Origin of the sequence: uncultured Chloroflexus sp. (genome assembly GCF_938091255.1) — a bacterium.
Lineage (GTDB): Bacteria > Chloroflexota > Chloroflexia > Chloroflexales > Chloroflexaceae > Chloroflexus.
The window spans coordinates 1-18359 of the sequence record NZ_CALLJH010000058.1 but is presented as its reverse complement, the minus strand read 5'-3'; the positions used below and the strand labels follow the sequence as shown (position 1 = coordinate 18359).

Below are 18359 nucleotides of genomic sequence, written 5' to 3'. Positions count from 1 at the left end.
GGCGCGGGTGGGCGGCTCGGCGCGGGTGGGCGGCTCGGCGCGGGCGGGCGGCTCGGCGCGGGTGGCCTTGGCTGGCGGCAATGACGGCATTGGAATCGCCACTTCCACCTCGCCACCCAACACCGCCAGCAGCCAATCCATGTCAACGCGGGCCAGCGGCTCGAATAGCGGATCGGTGCGTTGATCGAGGGCAATATCGTAAGCCAGTGGCAAAATGGTCTCAAGCTGCTCGTATAGCCATTCAGCCAAGCCGTTCCCATTCGGTTGGGCATCAACAAAATACAGATGCTGCGTGGCCGGATCGTAAGCGGTCACGCAATCTTCCAGCCGGGCCAGCGTGCGCAGCGCGATCGCAGCGACACACGACCATCCTGCCAATTGGCCAGTAACATTCAGCGGCTGAGTGAGGCGCACCCAAATCGCCGGACTATTCCATTGTTGGGTAATCGGTTCTGGCAACGCGCGTTCTTGAGCCGGGTTCCGCCCAACCTGCTCGCGGTAGGCGTAGGTCGTCTCTTCGATCGTGACCCGTCCCCAACCTACGTGCGGCCCTCTACCGACGCGCGCGCGCCGCAGTTCGCGCTGCGCCCATTCGTCCCGAATCCGTACCTGACAGCGGCGCAGCGGCAGAGTGCGCCGGCCAGCGTGGGCAGCCAGCGTCACTGTGCCATGCTCGTCGTCGCGCGCGATAACCTGTTGCCCGCCGCACAATGGTGGCAGCGCGGCAGCCGGGTGTGCCCAGCGACCGGCAATGGACGGATCAACTATCCCGGTCTCACGCCCTTGCTCATCAAGGAGATGGAGCGGTTCCATGCCGGCGGCATGCAGGGCAAGGGGAATATACGGATCGCTCTGTGTGCCCGGCAACCAGATTGGCGTCCGATCAGGCAGGCGATAGAGATACTGCTGAGTTGCGAGCCGTTCAACCATAGCCGTAAGTTGCCACTGTTGGATCTCATCGTCGCGCAATGGTTGCTCACTGGCAGCGCAGACCAGATGGAGCGCGGCGACAAACGGGTTCAGCGGCGCGGGCGGCCATACCGGTGGTTGCAGCAACGGCCACGTGGCCATATCGGTCACCGCCAGCCGTTGCAGGGCCGGTTCGCTGATCCCGCGTCCCAACAGCAGAATCACAAGTGCAGCCCCGCTGTCGAGCGCAGCCTGAAGCGCAGCGCCGGTCAGAGTGCTAGTCACGATCTGCACATGCGCCGGGAGCGGGCTAGTGCCGGCGCTAAACCGCTCGGAGGCAACGGTTGACCGCACGTGACCGATCTCGTAGGGGGTGGCGACCACTTGCACGCTAGCGCCAGCCGCTAAGAAGGTGTCAGCCAGCCGCGTGATCTCGCTTTGGCGATCGCCATCGCTCTGCCAAAGCGCTAACGTTGTAGCTGGATGGGGGAGATCGCTGGCTAGTGTGACCCGCCATTCGCGCCCGCTGAGTAGGTGCAGCGCCGCTTCAGCGTTGCTGACCGGCGCGACTGTGCCGCCGAGCGCAAGCGGGTGCGGCGTGAGCCGGCTGGCGCGGAGCAGAATCATACTGAGGTGGCCGGCGGCAATGCCGTAATAGGTGTGGAGATCGGCGATGGCGATGAAACGCAACTGGCGCCAGAAGTAGCGCCATGCCCGGTCATGAAAGCGGAGCAGCGAGCCGTGCAATTCGGGCAGGGTTGTAACGACCAGCCGGGCCGCCGGCGCAGCGCGGCGCTTCGCTCCGTTGGTAGCAACAATCGGTATGGCAGGCTGGCAAAAACGCGCGAGCGCAGCAGCTTCGCGCTCGTGGAGCACAGCTTGATCAGCGTCGGGCGCGATCAATAGTGCTGTAGCCTGCGGTTCATTCCGCAGTAAATCCAACGCCAACAGATGCAAACTAGCCCGACTGAGCGTGCCGCTAGCGGTAATAGCAAACGGCGCGCCGCGCCGGAGGGCGGCCAGCGCGATCGATTGCGCTTGAAAAAACGGGGTGCCAATTGCGCGCACCCATGCCTCATTTAGTGCCTGATCGACCGGCAGATGGCTGATGCGCGCGCCGTCAGCGGCGGGGATCCGGCGCAGCGCGATGAGCGGCGATGGCGATCGCCCGGATCGTTCAGCCAGCGTTTGCAGAATGTCGATCAGGTCGCTCATAGACTCTCGATTTCAGTACTCCCGCCTCTTCCGCAGTGGCGCAGTATGCTTTCTCTCCACTCGCAAGAACGCGAGGGCAGACTAACGCTATGATAATGTACTTTACCGGTTCCTTGGCAGTCTGTAAACTTCAAGTTTGAATACGTTGCTCACAAATAGTGCAAGCCTTCTGCATTGGACGTTGGTTGTGTCATTAGGTAGGCATTCTGCACCCGCAGTAATCTCACGTTTGCGCGCGCATCAGTGCGAACAGATTCGTTCCCGCAGTCGCAGAAGATTGCTTCGCCGCCTGCCGGCGGATCGCACTGGCAAGCGATGAGCATGGTATACTCCTGCCGGTTCCATCGACAATGAGGTGATTCAATGCGTTCACGCTGGTTGCGAGTTAACGGGTACCAATTGCACTGGATCGAAGCCGGGCGCGGGTCGGCAGTGTTGCTGTTGCACGGCTTTGCCGGCTCGTGCGCCGATTGGGAACCGACGGTGGCCTGGCTAGCCGATCATGGTTACCGGGCGTTGGCGGTCGATGCCTTAGGGTTTGGACGTTCAGAGAAGCCGGTTCATGCGCCATACGGGCTTGAGTTGCAGAGCGATCTCTATGCGGGGTTGCTGGCGGCGCTTGGCATTGAACGGGCAACGCTTGTGGCCCATTCGATGGGCGGCAAATATGCGCTGGCGACGGCCATTCGCCATCCTGATCGGGTGGCGCGGTTGGCGTTGGTAGCAACTGATGGCTTTGTCGAGCCATCGCCGCTAACGATTATCGGGGGCTGGCCGGTAATTGGCGAGACGATCCTCTGGCTGTCGGCGCACCCGGCAGTAGTGCGCGCGTTCTTGTCGGCAGCCTTTCACAACCCTGTGCCACACGTGAACGCTGAACTGATCGAACGTGGGCGCGAGGCGATTAGCGGTGCGGCCAACCGGCGCGCACTCACGGCGCTAAGCCGGCGGTATGCGGCGACTGATTTGACCCTGACCGGCTTGCGCGCGCGGTTGCATGAAATTCACGCGCCTACCTTGCTTGTCTGGGGCGCACAGGATCGGGTCTTTTCGCTTCGGTATGCCGAAACAGCTCGCCGTGAAATCCCCGGCGCTCAACTTGTTGTGATCCCACAGTGTGGTCATTTTCCGCATATCGAAGCGGCGCGCGCTTTTCGTGGCCTCTTGAGTGGATTTTTAGCCCCGCTGTAGGTCTTTTTGGCGCCGTTTGCTCCTCTGTTGAAGTGTATCTATTAGTAGAAACATTACGGAGGAGCGATCGTATGAAGCAGCTCGATGTCTGTCAGGTAAAGCGCCCCTATACGACCCATCTGGTTCCCGCTTCGGCATGTGTTGACTATACCGAGCCTACCGACCGTCCGTGCATCGGTGATCTATTGGTGGCCGAGGTGCTGAGTTTAGGTAAGCATTCCACCATTGAATCAACTACCGGACAGATCATCAATATTTTCCCCGGTGATATCTTGATTGGCGCTTTTGGCAATCGCTACGCCACCGGCCAGTACGAAGGGTACGTGCCGACGCAGTGGCCTGAAACGTGTGATCTGCTTTCAATTGGCGGCGTATGTGGCGAAGTGGTTTCGGCGCACAGTTCAATGGCTGCTCCGACGCTCCTGCGTATGCTAGGGGCGCTGTGCCGCGCCGATAGGCGCCCGCTTAATCTGTGCTCATTTGCGCTGCCGGCGCCATCGATTGCCGGTCAGCGGACAAACGATCCTAGTTGTCGGTACGGCGATGAACTCTGGCAAGACGACGACAGGCGGGACGCTCGCACAGGCGTTGTCGCGGGCTGGTTGCCGCGTTGCGGTCGTCAAGATTACCGGCACGGCAGTCGGTAAGGACGGTCGCTTCTTTATGAGCTGTGGCGCGTCGCCAGTGTTCGATTTTACCACCTGCGGCTTCCTGTCTACCTATATGCCCAGCGAAGCCGAGTTGTGATGAAGGGTGCTGGTGGTGTCAGCGGATGCAGTCGCTTGATCAGCGCACGCAACTGTTCTGGTGGCGTGCGGTTGGTTGGAAACATGCGGGCCAGTGCAAAGAGCCGAACCAACCGCTGCAATAGGATCTGTTTCATAGTGGTGTGAGCGTTAGGTTACATAACAAGTTCACTCTAGCATCGAATAACGATGAACTTCAACAACAACATATTCATCGCATCCGTTATGCTTCAACTTTTGATAGGAGATTGAGGATGACAACCCCAATAATGATGAAACTAATCCCAATCATTGCCCACATATCAAGGGTTTGACCGTATAACACCCATGCAATGGCTGTGATCAAGACAATGCCAATGCCTGACCAGATCGCATACGCAATACCGACCGGAATGGCTTCGAGCGCCAGCGACATCATGTAAAACGAAATAGCATAACCGGCAACCACAATAATCGATGGTAGTAAACGGGTAAAACCAGCGCTAGCCTTGAGGGCTGAGGTGGCGATCACTTCTGTCAAAATGGCCATCATCAGAAACAGCCAGTATTTCATACGTCTATGCCCCTTGTTCAGAGTCGGGTTTGAGAGACACAAAACTAGAGTATGCACGCGCTCATAGGCACGGTGGGCCACAGCGGGAGAGTGAAATCGGTCGAATGGAGAGGACCCCGTTCAAGCGAGGTGAACTTAATCGGGGGCGGCAGGTTTGGTCAATACCCTGTCTAACAGTGGATTGGGGAAGCGGCGTGCAATGGTGATCGCGCAGAAGCTCTCGGCGAGGTCGGGCAAATTGGCATACTCGACCAGCATCCCGTTGTCGAGTTCATCTTTGACCACGATCGGCGGCATTACCGATAAGCCGCTGTGTTCGCGCGCCATCAACCGCAGCATGGCCATGTCGTCAGCCTCAGCAACAATCCACGGTTCAATACCTAAACGGTGCATTAGAGCATCAAAACCGGCGCGCACCGTCGATTCAGGCGAAGGCACGACGAGCGGCTCGGTACGCAGCAACACGTCGAGCGGTTTCTGGTACCGTTCAGCGCGCGGATGGCCGATCAACCCTACCGGTTGCGTGTCGATCACGTGAATGATCCACGGCGCGTCTTGATCGCGGGGAGGCGCTACATCCGATAGCACCACGTCGAGATCGTACAACCTGAGGCTATTGAGGAGGTCGTCAAGAGTGCCTGAGCGGATAATCACCTTGACGTTGAGATCGATCAGCAGCGGGCGCAGAAAGCGCACCTGAAAATTGCGCGAGAGGGTTGATAGTGCGCCGACGCGCAACACCTTTTGCCGGGTTTCGGCCAAGCGGCCAAAGGTGCCGAGCAGTTCGTCGCCTTTGGCGAAGATCGCGTCGGCAAAGTCGAGCGCAATGTGGCCGGCTTCAGTCAGTACGAGCCGGCGGCCTACTCGCTCGAACAGCGGTTGGCCTAGATAATCTTCGAGCGCGCTGATCTGCATCGAGAGCGCCGATTGGGCGATGTTGTGTTTGCGCGCAGCGCGGGTGAGGTTGCCTTCGTGGGCCACGATCCAGAAATACCGCAGATGATGATAATTTAACATAACGTTCCATTATACCCACCGTAGAGCCGCACGGACGTGCGGCTGCTGCCCTGCGTTGCCATAGATGCGGTGCGGCGCAGGCTGTGCGGCTGCTGCCCTGCGTTGCCATAGATGCGGTGCGGCGGCTATGCGTTCCCCTCCATCCACCACCAGTATGCCAGATTGCTCGTTTTGATGCAATGATGCGCTTAGTCTTTTGTTCTTTAAATACGAACAAATTATACAGAAACATATATTTTTCTGATTGAATAGCCCATGCTACTATCCAACTATCGACCAATCACACAAGGAGGGTTCGACAGTATGGAAGGGATGTTGGCGCTTTTGGGTTATCTTGCACCGCTGTCGCTGACAGTTGTGGCGCTGTGGGCGGCACTCGACCGGTTGCGTTCGGTTGAGCTAGTGTTTCAGGTTGGGCGGGTGGTGAGCATTGGTGCGTTCGGCTTGATGCTCACATTAGGGATCGTGGTCTTGACCACTGGCCCGCAGGTAAGCCCGTTGATCGGGATTGGCGAGGTGGGGCTGTCGCTGCGCCTCGATGCACTCAGTGTGATGATGTCGTGGTTGGTGACGTTGCTGGGCGCGTTGTTGATCCAGTTTAGCCGCAACTATCTCGATGGCGATCCGCGTCAGAAGGTCTTTTTCATCCGGTTATATCTGACGGTCAGCGCCGTTTTGCTGATGGTGCTGGCCGGCAATCTCTGGCAGTTGGTGGTGGCGTGGATCGCGATGAGCCTTGCCCTGCATGAGCTGCTGGTGTTTTACCCTGACCGGCCACGCGCGATTCGGGCGGCGCGCAAGAAGTTTATTGTGGCCCGTGTTGGTGATGTGGCGCTGATTAGCGCAGCGGTGTTGATAGCGCAAGCGTTTGGTACCACCGATCTCGGCCAGATCCGTAACGCGACAAGCGCGGCGTTGGCGTCCGGCGCGATCCCGGCGGGCGCTGCAACAGCCGCTATCTTGATCGTGATCGCGGCGGCGCTCAAGTCGGCGATGTTCCCCTTTCACGGCTGGTTGCTCGAGGTGATGGAGACGCCGACGCCGGTGTCGGCCCTGCTGCACGCCGGTCTGCTCAATGCCGGTATCTTCTTGGTGGTGCGGTTTGGTGAACTGGTCTTCTTGTCTACGCCGGCGGTGATGTTGCTCATCGTGCTTGGCGGCTTTACTGCCCTCTTCGCCTCGTCGGCGATGATTACCCAGAGTAGCGTTAAGGTTTCGTTGGCCTACTCAAGCGCGGCCCACATGGGCTTTATGTTGATGCTGTGCGGCTTTGGTGCGCATACGGTGGCGATTATGCACCTAATTGCCCACTCGTGCTACAAGGCCCACGCTTTTCTCTCGTCGGGCAGCATTATTGAGTATGTGCGCAATACCGGCGCACAGAAACTGGATAAGGCGCCGAATCCGCTGGCGTTGCTGGTGAATATGGCGGTTGCAGGAGCGATGTTTGTAGGGGTGGCGACTGCCATTGGGATCGACATTACCAAGCGACCGGGTGAGTCGGCGATGATCACGATCTTTATGGCGGCTGTTGCCTACCTGTTGGTCAAGGGCAACACTGGCAAAGCGCCGCTCTATGTCGTTGCGCGCACGATGGGGATGGCGGCGTTGGTGACTGTTGCCTTCTTCGTCCTTGAAGTGATTGCCGAGGTGTTGCTCGGCGGGGCGGTGGTGGTCTATCCGGCGCTGAGCATGCCGGTGATGATGATGGTGATCGGCGCGGTAATTGTCTTTGTTGCGGTGATGATGTTCAGCGCCTTCTTGCCGGCGTTCGCTAATCTCCCAGCGTGGCGCGCGTTCTATGTCCATCTCAAGCATGGCTTCTACGCCAATGCGCTGTTTGATCGGGCGCTCGATGCCTTCCGGTTGGCGCGGTGATGGCGTAAGACACGGATACGCACGGGCCTGATGGCACCCAGATAGATACGGATTGGATCGGACACGGATAGATACGGGCCTGACAGCCCACGTGATGTGATAGAGGAGTCAATCCAATGTATGGAGGAAGCGCCAATGACTCTGGTTGAGACCAATATCCAACTGCAAGTTATCGCTGCGCCGAGCCGGGAGCTGACTGCGGAAGCGATCATCGCAGCCGCCAAGCGGGCCGAACAGCGAATTGCGCCACTATGGCCGCTGCGCTACTTTGTTGCCGTTAATCCGTATTTGGGCTTGATCGATCACTCATTTGCGGATGCGGCCCAACTGTTGGCGCGACGGGCCGGCGCCAAGATGACTGCGCCGCGCTCGTTTTACGCCGAGGCGATTCAGAGTGGGCGCATCACCGATGATGATTTGGCGGCGGCGATTGCATCTGGCGTGCCGTTCCCCGGCGCGCCGGCGACGGTGGCGGCGTTGAAGGCGTTTGCCTTCAGCCGCGCGCCGGAGCCGTTGATCGAGACTCTGCCTACCGTGGCTGATGTCGCTGCTAAGCTGACCGGTACGCCGTGGGCTGATATTGTCACCGACTCGATTTCAAACTGGGCCGGTGCCTATTTTGATCTGGGCCAGTCGTATTGGCGCTCACCGTGGGCCAATCTGCCGGCATTCGCGGCGTGGCGGGCCGAAGCCGCCTTCGACCGCACGCCGTTGGTACGAGGTGCGCGCGCGTTCCAGCGCGTGTTGCGGGAAATGCCTAAGACCGCGCCGGAGACGATCGTGGCTGCCGTTGAGTTGTTGCAGATCCCGGCCAATGGTCTTGAGGCCTACTGCCATCGCCTTTTGCTGTCAATCCACGGTTGGGCCGGCTATGCCCGCTATCTGCGCTGGAATGCCGAACTCTACGGCGGTCAAGACCAGACCTTGACCGATTTGCTGGCGATCCGGTTGGTGTGGGAAGTAGCGTTGTGGCGCAGCTTTGCCCGCGCCGGTTTGGCCGAGGCGTGGCAGCAGCGCAGAGGTGCATTGGAGCATGATCAGGGAGATGAAGCGGCTAAGCGGGCGCTTGGCGGCGATCTTTTGCTACAACGCGCCTTCGAGCATGCGTATCGGCGCCAGTTGTTCGCTCGTCTTGGTGCGCCGGCACCGGCGGTTGCCGCAACCCGTAAGCGCGCGCAAGCCGCCTTCTGCATCGACGTGCGCTCAGAGGTCTTTCGTCGCGCACTGGAAACGGTGACGGACGAGGTTGAGACGATTGGGTTTGCCGGGTTCTTTGGCTTCCCAATTGAATACATCCCGCTGGCTGAGACGCAGGGCGGTGCGCAGTGCCCGGTCTTGTTAACGCCGCAGTTCGTGATTGCCGAGTCGGTCGATGGGCAAACATCGACTGAGGTTGAAGCTGCTATTGCCAAGCGCGCAATGAACCAGCGCGTAGCCAAGGCGTGGCGGATGTTCAAGTTTGGCCCGGTCTCGTGCTTCGGCTTCGTCGGGCCGGTCGGCTTGGCCTATCTGCGCAAGCTGCTGCTCGACACGCTCGGCATCACCCGTCCGGTGCCGCATCCGGCGACGTTTGGCCTTGATGCGGCAACGCGCGCACGGGTTAAGCCGAGTCTCGCACCGCATACGATCAATGGCCGCCGTGTTGGTATGACAATCGACCAACAGATTGCTGCCGCTGAAGGTGCGCTCAAGGCAATGTCGCTGACCAGTCATTTTGCCCGTCTCGTGCTGTTGGCCGGCCATGGGTCAACGACCGTGAATAACCCGCATGCGACCGGTCTTGATTGCGGTGCGTGCGGTGGTCATACCGGCGAAGCCAATGTGCGGGTTGCAGTGCAGATTCTGAATAATGCGGCGGTGCGGGCCGGTCTGCGTGAGCGCGGGATCGCCATTCCTGATGATACCGTGTTCCTCGCTGGTTTACACGACACAACCACCGATGACGTGACGATCTTTGATGAAACGGATGTTCCTGCCACTCATGCCGATGATCTCAAGCGCCTGAAGGCCGACTTAGCCGCTGCTGGTCGGTTGGCGCGCACCGAGCGCGCTGCGTTGTTGAGGATTGATGCTCAGGCCAATGTCGATCGGGCGGTTCGCCGGCGTAGCAAAGATTGGTCGCAAGTGCGACCAGAATGGGGGTTGGCTGGTTGTGCTGCATTCATTGCTGCGCCACGTGAGCGCACTGCGGGGGTGAAGCTGGACGGGCGCTCATTCTTGCACAACTACGACTGGCGGCAGGATGAGGGCTTTGGTGTGCTAGAGTTGATCATCACTGCACCCATGATCGTGGCGAGCTGGATCAACCTGCAATACTACGGTTCGACGGTCGATAACCGGGTTTTCGGTAGTGGTAACAAGACGTTGCATAACGTGGTCGGTACGCTCGGTGTGCTTGAAGGCAACGCTGGCGACCTGCGGGTCGGGCTGCCGTGGCAGTCGGTTCACGACGGCGAGAAGTATGTCCACGAACCGGTGCGCTTGCACGTGCTGATTGAAGCGCCGCTTGATGCGATGACCGCGATTATTGCCAAGCACGAGCATGTCCGTCAGTTGCTCGACCACGGCTGGCTATACCTGTTTGCGATGAACGAAGCCGGCAAGGTGACGCACCAGTACGTTGGCGGGTTGCAGTGGCAGGCCTGTTAATTATGCTCTCACATCGGATGGCGGTGCAGCACATCATCGGCCTCGTGCTGCACCGCGATCCTCGCCTGCTCAGGCCACCGGCACCTCATCGGCCCGTTGCGCTACGGTAATCGTCGGTGCCGTTTCTCCCGGCGGCAGCAGGGCAATGCTTAACACCTCATCGAGTGTCTCAACCGGGATGAAGGTCATGTCGGCACTAACGGCGGGCGGCAGATCGTCGAGGTCGAGCATATTGCGCTTGGGTAAGATGATGGTGCGGATGCCGGCCCGGTGCGCGCCGAGTGCCTTCTCTTTGATGCCGCCGATCGGTAATACCCGTCCGCGCAGCGAAATTTCACCCGTCATCGCGAGGTCGTCGCGCACCAGTCTACCGGTGGCGGCTGAAGCCAACGCTGTCGCCATCGTAATCCCCGCCGAAGGGCCATCTTTCGGCACCGCTCCTGCCGGCACGTGAATGTGGATGGCGTGAGTCTCGAAGAAATCCGGTTCGATGCCGAGCGAGCGGGCACGCGAACGGACGTAGGTCAGCGCGGCTTCGGCGCTCTCGCGCATAATATCGCCGAGCTGGCCGGTTATCCGCAGCTCCTTCTTCCCTTCGACGGCACTCGCCTCGACAAAGATAATATCGCCGCCGACCGGCGTCCAGACCAGCCCGATTGCCACGCCGGGTTGGTCAAGCCGCTCGCGGGTCTCGTTGGTGAAGCGAGGCCGGCCCAACGCCGTGCGCACAAAGGCGGCATCGACCACGAACGGCAAGCTGGTTTGATCAATCTCGCCTTCGCTGAGGCGGCGGGCGACTTTGCGCAGCACTGCGCCGATTGAGCGTTCGAGATTGCGCACGCCGGCTTCACGGGTGTATTCGTTGATGATGCAGCGCAGCGCCTCTTCACTCACTGCCGCCTCTTCGGGGCGCAAGCCGTTGGCGCGCAACTGGCGCGGTACCAGATGACGCTGCGCGATCTGCACCTTGTCGTCTTCGATATAGCCCGATAGCTCAATTACCTCCATCCGGTCACGTAACGCTGGCGGTACCGTATCCCACGTGTTAGCAGTAGCGAGAAACAGCACCCGCGAGAGATCGAACGGCAGATTAAGATAATGATCGGTAAAGGTGTGGTTCTGTTCCGGGTCGAGCACCTCGAGCAACGCGGCTGCCGGATCGCCACGGTAATCCATGCCGAGCTTATCAATTTCATCGAGCAAGATCACCGGGTCAGCCGTACCGGCCCGGCGCAGCTCTTGGATGATCCGGCCCGGTTGCGAACCGATGTAGGTGCGGCGGAAGCCGCGCAGCTCAGCTTCGTCACGCACGCCACCCAAACTCATGCGCACGAAACTGCGCCCCAAAGCGCGAGCAATGCTCTGGCCGAGGCTGGTCTTGCCGACGCCGGGAGGGCCAACGAACGCGAGGATCGGCTCGCGGTTGGCGCGCAAGTTTTCTTCCCCCAACAGCGCGCGGCGCTGCTTGACCGCCAAATATTCGAGGATGCGCTCTTTGACCTTCTGCAAGCCGTGATGGTCTTCATCGAGCACCTGCCGAGCATAGGCGATGTCAATCGGCTGGCCAGTATAGGTGTTCCACGGTAATTCGGCCAACCACTCAAGGTAAGTACGTACCATCTGATATTCCGGCGAGCTGGCGTTAATCCGGGCCAGCCGACTCAGCTCGCGATCTGCCTCTTTACGTGCCACCTCGGGCAGGTTAGCGGCGGCTAGCTTCTGGCGCAGATCGTCCAGCTCAGCCGCTTCGCTTGTATCTTCCCCCAACTCCTTTTGGATCGCCTTCAACTGCTGGCGCAGATAAAACTCGCGCTGCTGCTTGGCTGCGCTCTCTTGCACCTCTTGGCGCAGGCGGGCCTGCACTTCGAGCAGCGCGAACTGTTTGCGGTAGAATTCACGCACTTTGCGTAGTCGTTCGACCACATCGAACGTTTCGAGTAATTCTTGCCGCTCAGCTAAGGTGTAGTCAGGTGAATAACCGGTATTGTCGGCCAGATGGCCGGGATCATCAATCGAGCGCACAAAGTTGCGAATTTCTTGCGTTACGCCGGGGCGCAATTCAAGCACGGCGTCGATAGCGGCATGCACCTCGACCATCAATTGTTCGAGTTCAGGGGTGCGCTCGAAGACATCGGGTCGGCGGGTGAAGCTGAAGCGGAGGTAAGGCGTAGTCTGGGTTGCTTCAACTAGTTCGGCCCGCACCAACCCGCGCACGACTACGCCGGTTGCGCCGTTCGGCAGAGTGCCGAGTTGTTCGATACGAGCGACAACGCCAACCCGGAAGAGTTGTTCGGTAATTGGTGCATCGGCTGATGCATCAGGCCGGCGAGTCGCTAGCAACACCTTGCGCCCCTCACGCGCGGCAGCTTCAGCCGCCGCCGCCCCTAGCTCATCGAGGGTTACGCTCACCACGGTATAGGGAAAGACCACTGCCCCTTCGAGCGGAATCAGCGGCAGCGTCTCTGGTGTTTCTGCGCTCGATTGTTCGTGCAGTGTCTCATCACTCATAGTGTGTCTCCCGATTGGTAAGCGGAACAAATATTCCGCGCTATTGGTATTGTGAAACTCGATGGGAAACCTGTCAACGGGAGTAGAAAAGTTCTAGTAAAAATCTAACAGAGAGGCAGAGGGGTGAAGATGCAGAGTGCCTAAAGGTGGCAACAGGAGCTAAACGCGAAGGCGCGAGAATGCTAAGGAACGCAGGAGGCATTGCCTCTGGAGCCGTTCTACCAACTCTTGCGCTTTTTGCGCCCTTCGCGCCTTCGCGTTCTTTGGGTTTCACGCTATCGGCAAGCGCCGCTTGCGTTCTCCGGTTAGGGCGAATACGGCGTTCGCCACTGCTGCGGCGATTGGCCCCATCGGCGGTTCGCCGCCGCCAAAGGGTTGGTCGCCACTGCGCAGAATCTGCACCGCTACTTCCGGCGCGTCGGCGATGGTCAGCAGCGGGTAGCGATCGAAGTTGCCGGCGTCGATTCGGCCCTCGCTGATGGTGACCTGCTCGAACAGAGTGGCGCTCAGGCCCATCATGATCCCGCCTTCGGTTTGGGCGGCCAACCCGTCGGGGTTAATCGCTAGACCGGGATCGACTGCGGCCCACACCCGATAGACCCGCAGTTTGTCGCCTTCGTACCCGACTTCGGCGATGTGGGCTGCCACCGTGTTCATATCCACGCTGCACGCGATCCCGCGCGCCCGGCCCGCCGGCGCCGGTTGACCCCAACCGGCCATCTCGGCCACGGCTAGCAGCGTTGCGCGGAAGCGTTGGCCCAGTTCGCTTTCCGGCAGGTGGCGCAGCCGGAATTCGAGCGGATCGCTGCCGGCAGCATGCGCTAGTTCGTCAATAAAGCTTTCCACTGCAAAGACGTTCGCCAGTAGCCCAAGCCCGCGCCATGGCCCGGTCGGTACCGGTAGATCGACCGTCTGTGACGTAACAAGCAGATTGGGAATGGCGTAGACCAACCGTGCTCCTCGCCACGCGCCGAAGTCGCTGCCCAGCAGCCAGCGCAGCGGTGCGGGAATGAAATCGAAGAGGACACTGCCGCTAGCGTGACGCTGTTCAAGCGCGATGATGTTGCCTTGGGCGTCTAGTGCAGCCCGAAAGGCGGCGTAGGTCGGCGGGCGCAAGTAGCTGTGGCGAAACTCCTCGGTGCGCGTCCAGCCAACGTGTACCGGTTTGCCCACTGCCGCCGAGAGGATGGCGGCTTCGTTGGCGGCGGTGATCAACAGTTTGCGTCCAAATCCGCCGCCGAGATAGGTGGGTGTGACTTCGACCGTGTCGGCTGGCCGGCCCAACGTCGCAGCAATCGATTCGGCCACCTGCACCGGCGATTGGGTGCTGACCCATGCCCTTACCCGGTCAGGTTGGACATCAACCAGCGCTGCTTGCGGTTCAAGATTAGCATGGGCGGCCAGCGGTGTCTGGTAGACCGCTTCGACGAGGCGTGCGCTATGCATGGCTGCTGCGGGGTCGCCGTGCTGCTGAATCGGAGTTCCCGATCTGGCCTGCGCTGCCAGTCGCTCTTCGAGATCGTGGTGAGTAAACGGTGGTGGTAGTTCCCATTCGAGATCAAGATCATTCAGCGCAGCGTAAGCAGTGAGGCGCGACTCGGCTACTACTCCGGCAACACCGTCGCGAATGACAACCTGTACCACGCCACGCCGCTCGAGCGCCGTGCCGGGTGCAGCCCGGCGCAGTTTCGCGCCAAGTCGTGGCGGACGGGCCACGGCGCCGTAGAGCATACCTTCGACGCGAGCATCGTAACCATAGATCGCCGCGCCGCGCACTTTAGCCGGCAAATCGAGCCTTGACACCGGCTGGCCGATGATTCGCCATCGATCAGGCGGAGTCAGTGGTGCAGCCTCTTCCGGCGCTTGCCATTCACGCGGTTGCGCTGCCAACTCACCAAACCCGATCCGGCGAGCCGGATTGGCCGGATCGATCACGAAGCCCTGCTCGATTTCAGCCTGAGCAATGCCAAGCTGTTCGGCCCCAGCAGCGCGCAACATCTCGCGCAAGGTGGCTGCCGTCTCGCGGATAATAGGAAAGAGACCCATCATCGAGTACGAGGCGCTGGTGCCGGCAGGATCGCGCACCGGCCCGATTGAACTGCTCTGCGTCACGCTGATCTGTTCCCAAGCTATCCCCAACTCTTCGGCGGCCAGTTGGGCCAGCGCAGTATGGACACCTTGGCCCATTTCTACCTTCGGCATCGCCATCACTACCCGGCCATTAGGCTGGATCGCAAACCAGATTGCTGGCTCTTTGGGAAACGATGCCGGCGGCCCAGTGCCGTCGCCAAGCAGATCGGCCAATGCCAGCCGCGCTGCCGGCAAACCCAGCGTCGCACCGAGCGCCAAGCCACCGCCTACGATTCCCAACCCGATCAGAAAGCCGCGCCGAGTCATGCGCCAGCGTTGCGTGCGAGCGTCGCGCTTCATGCTGCGCCCTCCTTTATCAATTCGGCGGCCCGCCGTACTGCTCGTGCAATGCGCGCGTATGCGCCGCAGCGGCAGTAGTTATAACGCATCGCCGCGATCATTTCATCGTGGGTCGGGTTGGGATTATTGGCGAGCAAAGCCGCGGCGGTCATCATCTGCCCGCTCATACACCAGCCGCACTGTGGCACTTGCAACTCGAGAAAGGCCTGCTGCACTGGATGCAGTCGCTCACCTTCCGCTAATCCCTCGATCGTCGTAATATGCGCACCGGCCAGCGTTGTGATCATCGTCTGGCAACTGCGGGTGGCGACGCCATTGATATGCACGGTACATGCGCCACAAATGCCGGCGCCGCATCCAAACTTTGTTCCGGTTAAGCCTAACTCGTCGCGTAACACGTAAAGCAGGGGCCGCACCGGTTCATCGGCGACGGTATAGGGCTGGCCGTTAATTAGAACTTCCATGAGTGTCCTCTACCTATGCTAGTCAAGACTATATCTGGGCAGGGAAGAGCAAAGTGTGGTGGTCTACAATTAGGTTCTCTTAGAACGTTGGTGCGCACCAAGGAGCCTCTTTTCTTGCTTAATGTGGTACAATTACTGTGCAATACCTGTTCATAGTATACTACCAATAATGAATACTGTACCCATTCTCATCGTTGGCGGTTTTGGAAGCGAACCACAACTCTACAATCCACTCCGCACCTACCTTGGCGAGGTAAGCGGTCGGCCCGTGTTTATTACCCCGATCAATCGGCTTGATTGGGCATGGGTGACGCTGACCGACAGTTACGCCGAGCTGCTGCGCAAACTCGATCGGACGGTTAACGAACTCTTGGCCCGAACTGGGAGTGCGCGGGTGACGTTGGTTGCCCACAGCGCCGGTGGTGTGCTGGCTCGTATCTTTCTCGGTGACCAGCCGTATCGTGGGCGAGTGTACAATGGCCATCAGCGAGTTGATATGCTCATTACGCTTGGCACACCGCAGCGCACAAACCGCGAGGGACGCATCGGCGGTCTCAACCAGATTCGCTGGGCCGAAGAGCGCTACCCGGGCGCATACTGGTCGGACGTATGCTACGTGAGTGTGATCGGGCGTAGTATCTTCGGTGATCCGAATGGCCCGCCTCCTGAACGAGGCGCATACCAAAGTTACCGTCTGATCAGCAGCGAAGGCGCGCAGTGGGGTGATGGCGTTGTACCGCTCGACGACGGCCTGTTGCCCGGTTCATTACAAATCGTCATCCCCGGCTTACGCCACGATCCCCGTCCCGATCGGCTCTGGTACGGTTCTAGCCCAGCCACGGTCGCCGTGTGGTGGCAAGCTGCGGCTGCGTATGCTGCTACCCATACGAGTGTGATCGGCTATAATCAAAGCAAGCTGCCGGTTGGGCTTGCACGCTGACTTGAGCGAGTATGCTTCATCAGTGTGCGGAGCATCTGTGCGTTGACCGGCGCCTACCGTCTTATTATTAGTCTTAAGCGGATCATGTATTCCACGCGACTCCAGTTGGGTACAGGTGTATCCGCGCAAGGGCATGCACAATCTCACTACGCCTTTGCGTGACTACCATAGTGAGGAATCTTATGTTTCGCCGTCTCTTTGGCCGTGCGCAAGATGCTCCCCGCAGCGAAGAAGAAGCTGCCCGCGAAGAAGCGCAGGTTTCGGCATCGCTCGAAAAATCGCGGCAGGGCATTTTTGGTCGGATCGCTAAACTCTTTGCGAGTGACGATCCGATTACCGATCAGTTGTGGGATGAGCTGGAAGAGGCGTTGATTCAAGCTGATGTCGGGCTAGAAACAACCCAGTATCTGGTTAATCGCACGATTGACCGCGTTAATCGCCACGGCGTCAAGAAAGCGCGCGAAGCGCGTGAGATGCTGAAGGCCGAAATGGTGCGCACCTTTGCCGAATATGCTGGCCAGCAGCGGCCCGACGCAAAGCCGTATGTGATCTTGGTCGTTGGTGTGAATGGTGCCGGGAAGACAACCCTGATCGCTAAATTGGCGCACCGCTACAAGAACCGTTTTGGCAAAAAGGTGCTGCTCGCCGCCGGCGATACCTTCCGGGCTGCTGCTACCGAGCAGCTCGAGACGTGGGCCGAACGGGCCGGTGTGCCGTGTGTCAGCCTTGGTCAAGGCGCTGACGCGGCGGCAGTGGTGTATAAGGCGATCGACGCTGCGCTCGAGCAAGATATCGATGTCTTGATCATCGATACCGCTGGCCGTTTGCATGCCAAGTACAACCTCATGCAAGAGTTGGAGAAGATTCGCAACATTATTGCCCGCAAACTGCCCGGTGCGCCCCACGAGACGATTCTCGTGATCGATGCGACTACCGGCCAGAATGGGGTGTTGCAGGCGAAAGCCTTTCTCAAGGCCGCTGGTGTGACCGATGTGGCAGTGACAAAGATGGATGGGACGGCTAAGGGTGGAATAGCGTTTGCGATTGCTCAAGACATCGAGCGGCCAATTCGCTACATCGGCACCGGTGAAAAGCTCGATGACCTCGCCTTATTCGATGCGCAGACCTTCGTCGACGCGCTGTTTGCCGAGCCAAAAACCGTAAAACCTTAAAATTATAAACCCGTAGCAACATAGCGCCGCTGTGTTACTACGGGTTTGCCGTGTTACTGTGTCAGTACGTGCAGGTGACGCTATGTCGGTCGAAATTGTCAAATGCCCATCGTGCAAGCAAAAACTGGCTATCTTTCCGTACATCCCTGTCGGCGGGCAGCTCGTCTGTGCCAATCGCAACTGTGGCGCCAGCATTCGTCTCGTCTCGCGTAAGCCGCTGCGGGTCGAGCTGGTACCGGAAGAAGCAACTTACACCGTCGATTACCGTCCGGAGTCGTATGGTTGATCGGCGGCTGGTTGCCACGCTCTGTCTGCTCGGTTGTGCTGTCTTGCTCGCCGGCTGTCTGCTCATCAGCGGTGAGCAGACAACAGTTTCCTTACAAGGCAGCGCAGCCAACATCCTGACAACCTTCGTCAGCGCCGAGGGCAGCGACGAATACCGGGTGCCGGCCTTGCCGGCCAACACCGAGGCGCAGGCCATTGTTATGCTCGCAGTTGAGTCGGGTGATGTGCAGATCGACCTCATCCAGCCCGACGGCGCGATCTCCTTTGTGCTCGCCAGCCGACCGGGGGCGCAGGTGACGCGCAGTGGCCCGATTCGCAGTGATGCCGAGGGAAAAATTCGCTATCGGATTACGGCCCGCAGTGCGCGTAATGGCGAGATTCAGATCTTCTTGTTGCCGTGAG

The 18359-nt window shown here is 59.6% G+C and carries 14 protein-coding genes; 8 read left to right on the top strand and 6 right to left on the bottom strand.

The window, feature by feature from the left end; translation table 11 throughout:
• The coding region (locus Q1A00_RS16740; protein ID WP_299757941.1) for a helicase at window positions 1–2124 on the bottom strand (2124 nt) is incomplete at its 3' end.
• Between the two features lie 363 nt (window positions 2125–2487).
• Between Q1A00_RS16740 and Q1A00_RS16735 the strand changes: the two genes are divergently transcribed.
• Both Q1A00_RS16735 and Q1A00_RS18505 read left to right on the top strand, forming a co-directional pair.
• Window positions 2488–3315 carry an alpha/beta fold hydrolase gene (locus tag Q1A00_RS16735; RefSeq protein ID WP_298406536.1) on the top strand — a complete coding sequence of 276 codons (828 nt, stop codon included), beginning with the start codon at window positions 2488–2490 and terminating at the stop codon, window positions 3313–3315.
• Window positions 3316–3858: 543 nt separating this feature from the next.
• On the top strand, window positions 3859–4062 hold the full coding sequence (locus Q1A00_RS18505; RefSeq protein ID WP_366144874.1) for a hypothetical protein: 204 nt from the start codon (window positions 3859–3861) through the stop codon (window positions 4060–4062).
• Window positions 4063–4284: 222 nt separating this feature from the next.
• On the opposite strand, the gene Q1A00_RS16725 is transcribed toward Q1A00_RS18505, so the two are convergent.
• Both Q1A00_RS16725 and Q1A00_RS16720 read right to left on the bottom strand, forming a co-directional pair.
• Window positions 4285–4614, bottom strand: coding sequence for a multidrug efflux SMR transporter (locus Q1A00_RS16725; RefSeq protein ID WP_298406538.1), 330 nt, complete (start codon window positions 4612–4614; stop codon window positions 4285–4287).
• Between the two features lie 135 nt (window positions 4615–4749).
• Window positions 4750–5631, bottom strand: coding sequence for a LysR family transcriptional regulator (locus tag Q1A00_RS16720; protein WP_299757935.1), 882 nt, complete (start codon window positions 5629–5631; stop codon window positions 4750–4752).
• Window positions 5632–5934: 303 nt separating this feature from the next.
• On the opposite strand from Q1A00_RS16720, the gene Q1A00_RS16715 reads away from it, so the two are divergent.
• Both Q1A00_RS16715 and Q1A00_RS16710 read left to right on the top strand, forming a co-directional pair.
• Entirely contained in the window at window positions 5935–7509 is a 1575-nt protein-coding gene (locus Q1A00_RS16715; RefSeq protein WP_298406540.1) for a proton-conducting transporter membrane subunit, read from the top strand.
• A 135-nt stretch (window positions 7510–7644) separates the two neighbouring features.
• Window positions 7645–10158, top strand: a complete 2514-nt coding sequence (locus Q1A00_RS16710) for a YbcC family protein (RefSeq protein WP_298406542.1) — start codon at window positions 7645–7647, stop codon at window positions 10156–10158.
• Window positions 10159–10227: 69 nt separating this feature from the next.
• Here Q1A00_RS16710 and lon read toward each other — a convergent pair whose 3' ends face one another.
• The 3 genes from lon to Q1A00_RS16695 form a co-directional block, all read right to left on the bottom strand.
• Window positions 10228–12666, bottom strand: coding sequence for an endopeptidase La (lon, locus tag Q1A00_RS16705; RefSeq protein ID WP_298406544.1), 2439 nt, complete (start codon window positions 12664–12666; stop codon window positions 10228–10230).
• Window positions 12667–12936: 270 nt separating this feature from the next.
• On the bottom strand, window positions 12937–15096 hold the full coding sequence (locus Q1A00_RS16700; RefSeq protein ID WP_299757931.1) for a molybdopterin cofactor-binding domain-containing protein: 2160 nt from the start codon (window positions 15094–15096) through the stop codon (window positions 12937–12939).
• On the bottom strand, window positions 15093–15560 hold the full coding sequence (locus Q1A00_RS16695; protein ID WP_298406548.1) for a (2Fe-2S)-binding protein: 468 nt from the start codon (window positions 15558–15560) through the stop codon (window positions 15093–15095). The genes Q1A00_RS16700 and Q1A00_RS16695 overlap by 4 nt, the downstream gene beginning before the upstream one ends.
• 169 nt (window positions 15561–15729) lie before the next feature.
• On the opposite strand from Q1A00_RS16695, the gene Q1A00_RS16690 reads away from it, so the two are divergent.
• From Q1A00_RS16690 to Q1A00_RS16675, 4 genes are all read left to right on the top strand, one after another.
• Window positions 15730–16500, top strand: a complete 771-nt coding sequence (locus Q1A00_RS16690) for a lipase (RefSeq protein WP_298406550.1) — start codon at window positions 15730–15732, stop codon at window positions 16498–16500.
• Between the two features lie 182 nt (window positions 16501–16682).
• On the top strand, window positions 16683–17672 hold the full coding sequence (gene ftsY, locus Q1A00_RS16685) for a signal recognition particle-docking protein FtsY (RefSeq protein ID WP_298406552.1): 990 nt from the start codon (window positions 16683–16685) through the stop codon (window positions 17670–17672).
• 82 nt (window positions 17673–17754) lie between these two features.
• Complete coding sequence (locus Q1A00_RS16680; protein ID WP_298406553.1) at window positions 17755–17958, top strand: Trm112 family protein; 204 nt, start codon at window positions 17755–17757, stop codon at window positions 17956–17958.
• The gene (locus Q1A00_RS16675) at window positions 17951–18358 is read left to right on the top strand and encodes a hypothetical protein (protein ID WP_298406555.1); all 408 of its coding nucleotides are present in this window, start codon (window positions 17951–17953) and stop codon (window positions 18356–18358) included. The genes Q1A00_RS16680 and Q1A00_RS16675 overlap by 8 nt, the downstream gene beginning before the upstream one ends.
• Window position 18359: the final 1 nt, after the last annotated feature.